The following is a 13,392-nucleotide window of genomic DNA, read 5'->3' as shown; positions in this document are numbered from 1 at the left end:
CAACCGGAGACGAGATAAGAATAACGGGGCGGTATCGGACACGGATTCGAGATGTCCGCCAGAGCGAGCAGACGAAGGTATGGGAAGTTATCTGTCAACTTACTTCAGGTGTCCTGAGGACGCCGTGCGGATCGTATCCGACAGTGCTCTTTCGCTCGAGAGCGGATACTTCAATTTTGGCTGTGACACGACGTTGTTTGGGCGCAAGTCGGGACGATCTGCGGCAGAGATGGTTACATCGTCGATGCCCAACGCCGCGTTAGAAGTAGTCCTGGAGGAGGGCAAGGTCAGACTGCCGTTCGACTTGTCGGAGGTTCTGGAAAACTCCTTTCGAGAGGCGTACGCGGAGCAGTGGCGCAAAGGCGCGATGTCGTTTCTCTCGATACCCTACTATCTGGTTCGCCCGATGCTCCCGGTCGCGGCTCGCCGACACCTGCAGAAGATCTATCTGCGCGGGTGGGACAAACTCGCTTTTCCGCGATGGCCGGTGGACTGCTCCGTCGATAACCTGCTCGAGCAGATTCTGGTTCTGTCATTGCGGGCCACCGGTGCGAAGGAGATCCCGTTCATCTGGTTCTGGCCGGATGGGCACAAGGGCTGCGCGCTTATGACGCATGATGTGGAGACAGAAGCGGGGCGAGCTTTCTGCAAGACGCTGATGGACATCGACGACTCCTTTGGGGTGAAGGCGTCGTTTCAGGTGATTCCTGAAGAGCGATATGTCGTAAGTCCTGAGTTTCTCGAGGAGATTCGGCAGCGAGGGCACGAAGTCGCGGTTCACGATCTGAATCATGACGGCCACCTCTACAAGAGTAAGGAGCAGTTCGTTGAGAGGGCTGCGAAGATCAACGAGTACGGCAGGAAGTACAAGACGCGGGGATTCCGGGCAGGGGTGCTCTACCGGAAGCAGGTCTGGTACGACCAGCTGGATTTTGCGTATGACATGTCGGTGCCGAATGTAGCGCATCTGGATCCGCAGCGCGGGGGCTGCTGCACGATCATGCCGTATTTTATTGGAGGCATTCTCGAGATCCCGGTGACGACAATCCAGGACTACACGCTATTCAATATTCTTGGCGACTACTCGACGAAGATCTGGAGACAGCAGACGAGCATGATCTGCGAGAAGTCTGGATTGATGAGCTTCATCGTTCACCCGGACTATGTGATCAGGGATCACGAACGCGTGGTCTACGAGGAACTGCTGCACCACATTGTGGACTTGAGCGAGCAGAAAGCCGTGTGGATCGCAACTCCGGGTAAGGTGAACGAGTGGTGGCGGAAGCGTGCGGAGATGAAACTCGTTCAGGGAGCGAACGGCTGGACAATCGAGGGTGGAGACTCTCGCGCGCGGGTCGCTTATGCGCACCTTGAAGGCGATCGGCTGGTGTATGAGGTCGAGCAGCCGGCGTTATCAGGCCGAAAGGACGTTATGGAGCACCTAGTGCAGACCAGGGCGGGCAGCACTCAAGTGAGCCGCTACGGCAACTAAGTGATCGCGAGAGATATGGCAACCATTCCCCAGGAGCCCCGTGCAATCGAGAGTAGAGCGGCAGCCGGCAGTCAGAAAATCGGCGCGCTCGTCGTAGGCGGGGACCACCCCGGCCTTGCGATCGCGCGAAGCCTGGGGCGGCGCGGCATCCCGGTGTACATCATTGACGATCAGTACTGCATCTCGTCTTTCTCAAAGTATGCGGCTAAGGTCATTCGCGTAGAGAGCATCCTGGACGAGCGCAAGACCGTAGACGCCGTTCTTGAGGTGGGGCGTCGGTACAATCTGCGGGACTGGGTTCTGTTTCCAACGAGAGACGAAAACGTGGCGGCCTTTTCACGGTATCGCGACGAGCTCACGCCGTTCTTCCGCGTGACGACGGGAGACTGGAAGAGCGTTGAATGGGCGTGGGACAAAAAGAAGACCTACGAGCTTGCAGAAAAGCTGGGGATTCCGTGCCCGATGACGTTTAACCCGATGTCGCTTGACGAGATCCCGGCTCTCTTCCCGCGCCTGCCGCTAGCGGTGAAGCCGGCTGTGAAAGAGAACTTTTTCTACGCAACGGGTGCGAAGGCATGGCGCGCAAACACGCCGGAGGAGTTGCAGTCGCTTTATGAGAAAGCGATCGCGCAAATCAGGCCGGAGGAGATTCTGATCCAGGAGATCGTGCCCGGAGACGGCACGACACAATACTCCTACTGCGCCTTCGTGCGGAACGGGAGACCGGTGTCGGTCTTGACGGCGCGCCGCGCCCGCCAGCATCCCCGGGAGTTCGGGCGGGCCGCTACTTACGTGGAGACGATTGACGCGCCGGAGATCGAAGACTTGTCGGAGCGATTCCTGAAGGCGATCGAATTTCATGGGTTGGTGGAGATCGAGTACAAGCGGGACCCAAGGTCGGGTGAATACAAACTTCTCGATGTGAATGCGCGGCCGTGGGGTTTTCATGCAATCGGTTCAGCGGCGGGAGTGGATTTTCCGTACATGATCTACGCGGACCAGATGGGGCTGCCGGTCGAACCATCCCGCGGCAGGGCTGGAGTGGGATGGCTTCGAATGGTCAGCGATATCCCGACTGCTATTTCGGATATGTTCCACGGAAGTCTGGGTATTTCGACGTATGTGAAGTCGCTGCGGGCTACAAGGGTCGAGTCCGTATTCAACGCCGGCGATCCTCTGCCATCGTTGGCTGAACTGGTGATGCTGCCGTATTTGGCAGCGAAGAAGTATCTGAAGTTTCAGAAGTAAAAGGGCGGGAATTTAGAAGGGTCATGTCAGAGCTCGTAATCGAATCCGGACGGATTGAGCGTCAGTACTGGCGCGACTTGTGGCGGTATCGCGAGCTGTTTCTCTTTTTCGTTTGGCGTGACCTGCTCGTGCGTTATAAGCAGACGGCGGTCGGCGTGAGTTGGTCGCTGATCAGGCCTTTTTTGACCCTTGCGGTTTTGACCATTGTGTTCGGGAAATTGGGAAAGATGCCTGCGGGAGGAGTGCCGTATCCGCTGCTTGTGTTCTGTGGGATGCTGCCATGGCTCTTCTTTTCGACGGCTCTCACCGAAGCCGGAAACAGCCTAGTGTCGAATGCAAACATGGTGTCGAAGGTGTACTTTCCGCGAATGACCATCACGGCGAGCAGCGTAAGTACGTGCCTGGTTGATTTCATGATCTCGTGCGTGTTCCTGATCGCGCTGATGATCTGGTTCAGGTTCTTGCCGCCGGTCGCGGTGTTCCTTGTGCCATTCTTTGTCGTGCTTATGTTTGGCGCCTCTCTTGGAGTGAGCCTGTGGGTTGCAGCTCTGATGGTGAAGTATCGAGATTTTCGATTCATCGTTCCTTTTGTCGTTCAGTTTGGGCTGTACATCTCGCCGGTGGGTTTCCAGAGCAGCGTGGTGCCGGAGCGATTCCGGCTGCTGTATGCACTGAATCCGATGGTCGGCATCATTGACGGTTTTCGCTGGTGCATTCTTGGTCTGCCGCAGGCTTACCTGCCGTCTATTGGAATCGCCACTGTTGAGGTAGGCCTCCTGCTCGCAAGCGGGGTCTGGTATTTCAGGAAGACAGAACGCACATTTGCCGACATCATTTGACCCGTCGATACGGACCCGATCAGGACATGCATCCAGACATTGCGATCTCCATTGAAGGCCTGGGCAAGAAGTATGAGGTGGATAAGCTCAAGGCTCAGGACGAAGGACTGCGGCACGTGATTGAGCGCGCCCTGCGTGCGCCTCTCGCCACGATGCGTAAGAAGGTTTACACGAAGCGGACGCGGGAGTTCTGGGCGCTTCGCAATGTGTCGCTGCAGGTGAGGCGAGGCGAGGTGGTCGGAGTTATCGGGCGGAATGGCGCCGGCAAGAGCACCATGCTTAAGCTGCTGAGCAGGATCACTGTTCCCACCGAAGGGAGTATCCGGATCAACGGGCGGGTGGCAAGCCTGCTGGAGGTGGGCACAGGGTTCCATCAGGAATTGACCGGACGCGAGAATATCTTCCTGAATGGCGCGATCCTTGGCATGAAGCGTTCGGAGATCATCCGCAAGTTCGATGAGATCGTGGAATTCTCGGAGGTCGGCGAGTTTCTGGATACGCCGGTGAAGCGGTACTCTTCCGGCATGTATGTGCGGCTTGCGTTTGCCGTGGCTGCGCACCTGGACCCGGAAATTCTGATTGTAGATGAAGTGCTGGCGGTGGGCGATGCCGCGTTTCAGCGGAAGTGCCTAGGAAAAATGAGCAGTTTCGCGCAAAGCGGACGGACGGTTTTGTTTGTGAGCCATAACCTGGAAGCGGTCAGAAATCTGTGCGGACGGGCGGTGTGGCTGGAGAACGGCAGTGTGCGCGAGGATGGCGCCGTCGATCAGGTTGTCGAGAACTTCTTCAATGCGATGTCGGCTTCGTCGCAGTTCTCCTCGCAAAGCGATGAGTACGGATTTGCTGTGCGACGCGTGGTGCTGAGAGACGCAACGGGCGCTGAGTCGGCTCAGTTCACGCCCGGGGCGGACATGATCGTAGAGCTAGAGTATTCGGCCGCTAAGCCGCTCGAGCAGCCCTACATCATTCTGGCGATCAACGGAGTGAATGGAACCTGTTTTACGGCGAACATGCTTCTGGATGGAAATCGTCCGACTGTGTTGCAGGGGACGGGCAAAATGGCCTGTCGCTTCAAGGCAGTGCCGCTGCTTCCGCAGAGTTATTCCGTAAAGATGTCGATCAGGACAAAGAACGGAAACGACCGGGTGCTCGACTACTCGGACGTAGCGTTTTTCAACGTCGTCGGCGATCTTGCGGAGTATGGATTTGCGGGTGAGTTTGTGTCTCGCGCGTCGAGTTCCACGCCAGTGATCGTACCGTATGAGTGGCATCTGCCCGACGGGACGGTCGCTCCTGTCTCGCTGAGCGGGGAGCGTGTGCAGAACAAGCAGATCGATTCAGTGTTAAGCCGATGAGTTCAGATCGAACTGCAATTGCGATCATCCCGGCTAGAGGAGGATCGAAACGCGTTCCGGGCAAGAACATCAGGCCTCTCGGCGGCAAAGAGCTGATCGGCTACACGATCGAGGCGGCCGCGAGCAGCGGACTATTCGAACGCGTTGTGGTGAGTACCGATTCCGAAGAGATCGCAGCGGTGGCAGCGAAGTATGGGGCGGAGACGCCGTTTCTGCGGGCTCGAGAGATTTCTGACGATGTGACCCCTGTTTCTGCGGCAACTGCTGACGCCCTGGAGAGACTTGATCCGGACGGAAGTCAGTACGACTTTGTCGCGCAACTCATGGCCAACTGTCCGCTGAGGACGGCTGGGGATCTGGTCTCGAGTTTCGAACAGTTTGTGAAGAGCGGAGCGGATTCACAGATTTCGATCGTTCGCTACGGATGGCAGAACCCCTGGTGGGCGATGAGGCGCGATGAAAGCAGCTTCATGCTCGATCCGCTGTTTCCGCGCGAGATGAGCGCACGCAGCCAGGATCTGCCGGAGCTGTTCTGTCCGACTGGCGCGATCTGGTGGGGCAAGACGAGGGTCATTCGCGAGCTGAGAACCTTTCACATCGCGAACCGAACGGGGTGGGAGATCGATTGGCGGCACGGAGTGGATATCGACACACCGGAAGATATGACGTTCGCTGAAGTGCTGCTCGGTCTGATTCGCAACCAAGCTTAAGCGACAAACAACATGCACGCTCGCGGCAACAAACTCGGGGTCTACACGACCATCTATCCGGCGGTGCTGAAGTACCTGCCGGAGTGGTATGAGTCTGTCCGGAAGCAGACGGATACTGAGTTTGAACTTTGGATCGGGCTGGACGCACTGAAGCAGGATGACGTCGAGGCTCGGCTCGGCGGCGGGATTGATGCGCACTGGGTGGAAGCGGAGGGCAATGCAACTCCGGCACTGATACGGGACCGCGCCCTGAGGCAGATGACGGGAGCGAATTTCGATGTGGTTCTGGTGGACAGCGACGACGTGCTTCATCCGACAAGGGTGGCTGCCGCGCGGCAGGCACTGAGAGAAAGCGACCTTGCGGGGTGCGCGCTTGAAATCGTCGACGAAAGCGGTGCTTCACTCGGTTCGAAGTTCAACCTCGATCCGAGCGTCAAACCGGCGCAGGTGTTGCCGCGGAACAACGTGTTCGGGTTTTCGAACTCTGCATTGCGGTGTGAGTTGCTGGAGCGCTGTCTCCCTATACCGCCGGATACGGTGCTGGTGGACTGGTATATCGCTACGCGTGCCTGGCTGTTCGGGGCAGAGTTGTCGTTTGACCACAGCGTTCGCATGAAGTACCGGCAGTATGGCGCCAACACGGCGCGCGTGCGTGTTCCGTTCTGGCCTGACCAGATCGTGTCGGATTCGCTACTAGTGCGGAAGCACTTTCAACTGGTCATGGCGTCCGGGCCGCAGAGCCAGTTCCTACCAGGAAGGTGGACGGAGCTGCTTCGAGTGGCTCGGGATATCGAGCAGTTCGAAGGGTATATTAGCCAAAGCACCGCGAATCTCAATGCGTATGTTGACTCGTTGAACAGGGCGGTCAAGCAGCCGATCTGGTGGACGTCGGTGGCTTACTCGCCGCTGGCGCACATGTGGAAACAGGAAAAGAGCTTATGCAGACAGTGAAGTTGGGCAACGTGGAAGTCGGTCCCGGCCATCCGCCGTACATCATCGCCGAGGTGGGGTCGAATCATAACGGAGACATGGATCTCTGCCGCGATCTGATCGATGCGGCCGCGGAGACGGGCGCGCACGCCGTGAAGTTTCAGTCGTGGACGGATAAGTCTCTTATCGCTGAAGAGGAGTACCAGCGGAATACAACGTATTCCGATAAGAAGAAGCATTTTGGTTCGCTGCGCGAGATGGTGACGGCTTATCAACTTACCTCTGAGCAGCACTCGCAGGCTCATGCGCGCTGTGTGGAGAAGGGGATTGCGTTTTGTTCAACTCCGTTTTCTCCGGAAGAAGTGGACTTGCTTGAGTCCCTGGATGTGCCGTTTTTCAAGATCGCTTCGATGGACGTGGTTCACCTGTCGCTGCTGAAGTATGTGGCTCGGAAGAAGCGGCCCGTGATTATATCGACCGGTATGGCAACAATGGGCGAGATCGAGCAGGCGGTGGATACGGTACGGGCGGAAGGGAACGACCAGATTGTTCTGCTCCACTGCATCTCGATCTATCCTCCGGAGTACGACGCGATCCACCTGCGCAACATGGAGACCCTGCAGAGAGCTTTTGAATGCCCGGTGGGCTTCAGCGATCACTCGCTGGGGACGGCGATTCCGCTGGCTGCGATCGCAATTGGGGCATGCATTATTGAGAAGCATTTCACCCTAGACCAGGAGATGGCGGGGTGGGATCATGCGATATCCGCGAATCCGGAGCAGATGCGGACGATTGTGCGGGAAGGCAGAAACATCTTTGCAGCGCTAGGCAGCAGCCGGCGCACCGTGAGTGCGGCGGAGATGGAGAAGCGGAAGAAGTTCCGGCGAAGCCTGGTTGCGCGCCGGGCGCTGAAGAAGGGCCACGTGGTGAGCGAAAGCGACTTCGACGCTAAACGACCTGGGCTTGGGGTGTCGCCGGATCAGGTGCAGTATGTCGTCGGCCGTACTCTCGCCGAAGACATGACAGAAGATCAGGTGCTGCGGTGGAGCAATCTGCTGTGAGCGAGATGCTCGCGCTCGAGAAGCCGGTCATTCTGCTGGGAGCCGGAGGACACGCGCGTGTGCTTCTCAGCACGCTGCTACAGCGAGGAGCTCGCGTCGTCGGCTTCGCAGATCCGGGTGCTGCGCCTGCAGAACTGCTGGGAGTACCGCGCCTTGGCGGGGACGAATCCGTGGTGGCGCATGACTCCGGGGAGGTCTTGCTTGTAAATGGAGTGGGGTCTGTCGGCGATGTCACGAATCGGCTGAGAGTTTATGAGTACTTCCGTACCAGAGGATACGCATTTGCGTCGGTCATTCACCCATCTGCGATCATTGCTCCCGAGGGAGAATTAAAGGACGGAGCTCAGATCATGGCGGGAGCCATTCTTCAGACGGGGTGCGTTGTCGAGGAGAATTGCATCATCAACACAGGTGCGCGTGTGGATCATGATTGCATCATTCGACAGCACGCGCATCTTGCTCCGGGAGTAGTGCTGAGCGGCGCTGTAGAGGTGGGAAGGCGGGCTCATATTGGGACGGGCGCCGTGGTGATTCAGGGAGTGCGGATTGGAGAAGACGCCGTGGTGGGAGCCGGAGCGGTCGTTCTGGAAGATGTGCCCTCTGCCGCGACCGTAGTTGGTGTACCAGCCCGGCCGTTGACCATAAAGGCATAAGAGCATCAGGATGACAGCGCGACCTGTTTACATTGTTCACTGCATTGATACCGAGGGACCGCTGCACGAGTCTCTTGCGGCGACGTTCGGCCGTCTGCACGACATCTTCCATCTTGATTTGGACCCGAGCGAGGCGACGCTGCGGAAACTTCAGGCGGGCGCGCTCAATCTGAATGGGATGGAAGCCGCAGTTCAGAGGGTGGTTGATCCACATCTGCTTGCCTACAACGATACGTGGGACAAAGTGGATGCCATGCTCAAGCGGATCATGTCAGACGGATTCCGAAAGCAGTTACCCGATTCTGCCGGAGAGGGCTGGGTCTACAACTGGTTCTGCGTCGACCACGTGGACTACGATGCGAATCCGCGTCGCAGGGACATGGGGTACCACAATGTGTTCGAGCACTACAGCTGGTTGCTGAAGCAGAGCGCCGGGTGCCGCGACGGATTGCATTTCCACTACCACCCGCATCCGTTCGGCAAGGAAGCACATCGGTCGGCGACGCACTGGTGGGCGAACTCCGACAGCCTGTTCCAAGTGCTTTCGCGCCGGGTAATCGACCACATGTGGTTTCCGGCTGCGCACCGGCCAGGGTTCCATGTCATACGACCGGACAGCCATTGGTTCCTCGAACAGTACATCCCGTTCGATTTCTCAAACCAGGCTATGGCAGGGAGCGGGACTGACGCACAGCAGTTCGGCGTGGCCGGCGGCCGCTTTGGTGACTGGCGCCGGGCCCCGGCAACGTGGGAACCTTACCATCCTGCGGCGGATGACTACCAGGCCAACGGCTCATGCAGGCGATGGATCGCACGGTGCCTCAATGTCGGCACGCGGTATCGCGTGATTCGCGAAGATGATGTTCGGCAGGCGTTTGAAGAGGCATCAGCAGGGAAGCCGGTGGTGCTGGCGATTACAAACCATGATTTCCGCGATATGGGGCCGGACGTCGAGGGCTTTTGCGGATTGCTCAAGACGGTTGCACGCGAATTCCCACAGGTGCCGTTCATTTATGCCGAGGCGTTGGATGCGATGAGGTTGGCGCTCGATCTGAGACCTCAGCCTGCATGTGAGCTCGAATGCACGATTGAAACTATCGACGAGTCGGCAGCTGTGCTGAAGGTGAGATCTGAGACGCCCACCTTTGGGCCTCAACCGTGGCTGGCACTGAAAACGGCGGACGGCAAGTACCACTTCGATAATTTCGATATCGATGTTCCGTTCCATCAGTGGCAATACGTATTCGATCAAGAGACATTTTCGCTTTCAGCCTTGAGCGCAGTCGGGATAGCGGCGAACAATGCATACGGCACAACGACAGTAGTCAAAATCGACTCGTCTTCACGCACGAGCGTGAAGAAGCTCTGGAAAAGCTCGAGCGAGAAGCCGCTGGAAGCCAGCCTGCAACGGTGACGCGCAAGGCTGAGCACACGGGTCCAAAGATGAACGACCTCAAGATCGATCTGAAAAGCGTGATGTTCTCGCCGTCGGCACCCATCCGCGATGCAGCGAAGGCGCTGGATGGGGCGGGCACAGGCGCGCTGGCACTCTGCCACGACGATGGCAAGCTGGTTGGGATGCTGTCTGACGGCGATCTGCGGCGGGCCGTTCTGAACGGGCACTCGCTGGAGGACGCGTGCATTGCGATTGCGTGCACGAGGCCGGTGATCGCGAGCAGTCCTGCAACAGCGGCGTACGCACTGCAGGTGATGAATCAGTTCGATATTCACCAGCTCCCGGTCGTGGACGAAGGCGGAGTGCTGGTCGACTTCCTGCTCCGGAAAGATGTCGTTGAGGAGTATCAGCTTGAGGTGGAGTCACGGGATCGGCTCCGCAGAGTTTGCATTTCGGCGCAGGCGAGCATCGCTGATGCGATGGCTCAGCTGAACGAGGCCGGAACGGGCGCCCTGGTTGTGTGCGACTCTGAGAATAAGCTTCGGGGATTAATTGCGGACGGCGATATTCGAAGAGCAGTGATCCGGCGGATACCGTTGAGCGCTCCTTGCGAAAGCATCGCAACGCAGAAGCCTGTGTTTGCGTCGGAGCCAATCTCACCCTCTGACGCTCTGCACATGATGAATGAGCATGACATTCACCAGCTGCCGCTGGTCGATGGCGAAGGCCGGATCGTGGATTTCTTGTTGAGAAAAGATTTGCTGCCTCAGACGCTGCCAGACATGCAAGCTGTGGTGATGGCCGGCGGCTACGGGAAGAGGCTGCTGCCGTTGACGGAGAAGGTGCCCAAGCCGATGCTGCCGGTTGGGGAGCGGCCCCTGCTTGAATTGATCATTCAGCAGCTACGGAAAGCCGGGATTCACGACGTGAACCTGACGACGCACTACCTGCCGGAGTCCATTTCGGGGCACTTTGGGAACGGCGAGCACTTTGGCGTGCGGCTAAATTATTCGCGTGAGGAAAGCCCGCTGGGCACTGCCGGCGGTTTGCGGCTGATGCCGCGCCCGCAAGGCCCCTTTCTGGTGATTAACGGCGACATCCTCACGGGTGTACCGTTTCAGCAGATGCTGCAATACCACCGCGCTCATGGCGCGATGCTAACTGTTGGAGTGCGCAAGTACGACCTTCAGGTGCCGTTTGGCGTGGTCGACTGTGATGATGTGCGAATTACAAAGATCGAGGAGAAGCCGTGTCACAGCTACTTTGTGAATGCGGGCACTTATATGCTTGAACCAGCTGCCTGGGACCGTATCCCGGAGGACAGAAGGTTCGATATGACGGATCTGATCAGCGCGCTTCTGGAGGCGGGAGAGACGGTCGTTGGCTTCCCGATCATGGAGTACTGGATCGATGTCGGGCGGCACGAGGATTACGTGAAGGCGCAGGAACTTGTTTCGAAAGGAGCGCTATAGTGCGGGTTCTTATTACGGGCGGAGCAGGCTACATCGGGTCTGGCCTGGCTCCACTTTTGCTCGGAGCGGGTCATAAGGTCAGGGTTTTGGACCGTCTTGTTTATGGCGGAGAATCTCTTCTTGGTGTTTGGGCGAATCCGAATTTCGAGTTTGTGCACGGCGATGTGCGCGAAGCCGGGAAACGGAAAGAGGCTGTCGCGGATTGTGACGCGGTCGTCCACCTGGCGGCCGTGGTGGGGGATCCAGCGTGCGCTCGCGAACCGGAACTGGCAAAGGCCGTGAATCTGGAGGCGTCGCTCGCCTTGATTGAGGAGAGCCGCCGAGCGGGAGTGCAGCGGTTCGTTTTCGCGTCGACGTGCAGCAACTATGGAAAGATGTCGGACCCGACGAGTTTCGTCAACGAGGAGTCGGAGTTGCGTCCGGTTTCGCTGTATGCCGAGACCAAGGTGGCGGTTGAGAAGACCCTCCTGGAAGGCGGAACTGACGACAAGTGGATTCCGACACCGCTGCGGTTTGCCACGGTATTCGGCGCATCTCCGCGCATGCGCTTCGATCTTACCGTCAATGAATTTACGATGGAGATGATTACAAAGAAGCACCTTGTGGTTTTTGGAGAGCAGTTCTGGCGGCCGTATGTGCATGTTTTTGATGCCGCGCGCGGAATTGCGCTGGTGCTGAGTTCTCCCGGCGAAAAGGTGGGTGGACGCGTATTCAATGTTGGCTCCACGGACCAGAACCTGCAGAAGCAGCAGATTGTGGAGTTGATCAAACCGCTGGTTCCGGACGCTAAGATCGAATTTGTGCATAAGGCCGAGGATCCGCGTGATTACCGGGTTTCATTCGACCGCATCCTGAATGAGCTTGGATATAGGACAACGCGATCTGTGGTAGATGGAATCTTGGAGGTCGCGAAGATGGTTCGTACGGGAGCGATCTCAAACCTGGCGGACAGCCGGTACAGAAACTAGAGGTACGCGGTTTTGAATATGAAAACGGTGGAAGCAGAGCCGAAGGCAGCAGAGCCGGGGTTGGAGTTCGTTCCGCTATCCGTTCCCGAGATCAAAGGGAACGAGTGGGAGTATGTAAAGGAGTGCCTCGACACGGGATGGGTATCGTCCGTCGGCTCCTACGTAGAACGGTTCGAGCAGATGGTTGCGTCCCAGGCTGGAACGAAGTATGCGGTGGCGACGGTGAATGGAACTTCGGCGCTTCACATTTCGCTGCTCGTTGCGGGAGTTCAGCCAGAGGATGAGGTGCTTGTCTCAACGCTTACCTTTATCGCACCGGTAAATGCGATCCGGTACGCGGGCGCATGGCCGGTGTTTATTGACGCGGAGCCGAACTACTGGCAGATGGACCCGGAGCGGGTAGCGCATTTTCTGGAGCAGGAGTGCAAGTGGGGAAACGGCGAACTCCGGAATCGGAAGACTGGACGACGTGTTTCCGCGATCATCCCGGTTCACGGCCTCGGGCATCCGGCCGATGTGGAACCGATCATTGCAGTCGCGCGCAAGTATGGACTGAAGGTGATTGAAGATTCGACCGAAGCTCTTGGCGCGGCGTATCGGGGTAAGAGCCCCGGCTCGTGGGGAGATATCGGCACATTCAGCTTCAACGGGAACAAGATCATCACCACTGGCGGCGGTGGAATGATCGTTACAGATCGCGAGGACTGGGCAAAGAAAGCAAAATACCTGACCACCCAGGCGAAGGACGATCCGATCGAGTACATTCATGGCGAGGTCGGTTACAACTACCGCCTGGTGAATGTGCTGGCCGCGATTGGATGCGCGCAGATGGAACTGCTTGAGAGCTACGTCGCGAAGAAGCGCTCGATTGCTGCTCGGTACGCGCGAGGTCTGGCTGACGTGTCGGGGCTGACGCTGATGAGAGAAGCAGCCTGGGCAGAGAGCACGTATTGGATGTACACGGTGCTTGTGGAGCCGGGCGCATTCGGGATGAGCTCACGGAAGCTTCTCAAGGCGCTGGAGTCGCAGAAGATTCAGACGCGGCCGCTTTGGCAGCCCATTCACCTTTCGCCCGCCCACAAGGGGGCACAGCAACTATCGTTGCCTGTGGCGGAGCACCTGGCTGATCACGCGCTCAGCCTGCCGTGCTCCATCAGTCTCTCGGAGTCGGCACAGGATCGAGTGATTGCGGCGATTGCTGCCGCGGCTAATTCAGGAAGTCATTGACCTCACGTTTCGACGCGGATCGAGATGAGCAACGGGTATAG

Annotated in this window: 12 protein-coding genes; all 12 read left to right on the top strand. The window is 57.9% G+C overall.

The window, feature by feature from the left end; genetic code table 11:
* The first annotated feature begins 124 nt into the window (after positions 1-124).
* Genes DHV10_RS02815 through DHV10_RS02760 form a run of 12 tightly spaced genes read left to right on the top strand, consistent with a single transcriptional unit; the run spans position 125 to position 13,351 of the window.
* Complete coding sequence (locus DHV10_RS02815; protein WP_109484783.1) at positions 125-1,492, top strand: polysaccharide deacetylase family protein; 1,368 nt, start codon at positions 125-127, stop codon at positions 1,490-1,492.
* Between the two features lie 15 nt (positions 1,493-1,507).
* Positions 1,508-2,740: a carboxylate--amine ligase gene (locus DHV10_RS02810; RefSeq protein ID WP_109484782.1), complete on the top strand. Its 1,233-nt coding sequence runs from the start codon at positions 1,508-1,510 to the stop codon at positions 2,738-2,740.
* A gap of 23 nt (positions 2,741-2,763) precedes the next feature.
* The gene (locus DHV10_RS02805) at positions 2,764-3,579 is read left to right on the top strand and encodes an ABC transporter permease (protein ID WP_109484781.1); all 816 of its coding nucleotides are present in this window, start codon (positions 2,764-2,766) and stop codon (positions 3,577-3,579) included.
* Between the two features lie 26 nt (positions 3,580-3,605).
* Positions 3,606-4,934, top strand: a complete 1,329-nt coding sequence (locus tag DHV10_RS02800) for an ABC transporter ATP-binding protein (RefSeq protein WP_109484780.1) — start codon at positions 3,606-3,608, stop codon at positions 4,932-4,934.
* Entirely contained in the window at positions 4,931-5,644 is a 714-nt protein-coding gene (locus tag DHV10_RS02795; protein ID WP_109484779.1) for an acylneuraminate cytidylyltransferase family protein, read from the top strand. Before DHV10_RS02800 ends, DHV10_RS02795 begins: the two co-directional genes overlap by 4 nt.
* 12 nt (positions 5,645-5,656) lie before the next feature.
* Entirely contained in the window at positions 5,657-6,595 is a 939-nt protein-coding gene (locus DHV10_RS02790; protein ID WP_109484778.1) for a glycosyltransferase family protein, read from the top strand.
* Positions 6,583-7,635 (top strand): N-acetylneuraminate synthase family protein, encoded by a 1,053-nt coding sequence (locus DHV10_RS02785; protein ID WP_109484777.1) that lies wholly within the window; start codon positions 6,583-6,585, stop codon positions 7,633-7,635. The genes DHV10_RS02790 and DHV10_RS02785 overlap by 13 nt, the downstream gene beginning before the upstream one ends.
* Before the next feature lie 5 nt (positions 7,636-7,640).
* Positions 7,641-8,288: an acetyltransferase gene (locus DHV10_RS02780; RefSeq protein ID WP_109485676.1), complete on the top strand. Its 648-nt coding sequence runs from the start codon at positions 7,641-7,643 to the stop codon at positions 8,286-8,288.
* Between the two features lie 10 nt (positions 8,289-8,298).
* The gene (locus DHV10_RS02775) at positions 8,299-9,702 is read left to right on the top strand and encodes a Rho GTPase-activating protein (protein WP_204101303.1); all 1,404 of its coding nucleotides are present in this window, start codon (positions 8,299-8,301) and stop codon (positions 9,700-9,702) included.
* Positions 9,699-11,156, top strand: coding sequence for a nucleotidyltransferase family protein (locus tag DHV10_RS02770; protein WP_204101302.1), 1,458 nt, complete (start codon positions 9,699-9,701; stop codon positions 11,154-11,156). Before DHV10_RS02775 ends, DHV10_RS02770 begins: the two co-directional genes overlap by 4 nt.
* Positions 11,156-12,124: an NAD-dependent epimerase/dehydratase family protein gene (locus tag DHV10_RS02765; RefSeq protein ID WP_204101301.1), complete on the top strand. Its 969-nt coding sequence runs from the start codon at positions 11,156-11,158 to the stop codon at positions 12,122-12,124. The genes DHV10_RS02770 and DHV10_RS02765 overlap by 1 nt, the downstream gene beginning before the upstream one ends.
* Before the next feature lie 18 nt (positions 12,125-12,142).
* Positions 12,143-13,351 (top strand): LegC family aminotransferase, encoded by a 1,209-nt coding sequence (locus DHV10_RS02760; RefSeq protein WP_109484775.1) that lies wholly within the window; start codon positions 12,143-12,145, stop codon positions 13,349-13,351.
* Positions 13,352-13,392 lie beyond the last annotated feature (41 nt).

It is taken from the genome of Occallatibacter savannae (assembly GCF_003131205.1).
Lineage (GTDB): Bacteria > Acidobacteriota > Terriglobia > Terriglobales > Acidobacteriaceae > Telmatobacter > Telmatobacter savannae.
The sequence above is the reverse complement of the archived record's forward strand: the minus strand, read 5'-3'. Positions and strand labels throughout refer to the sequence as shown.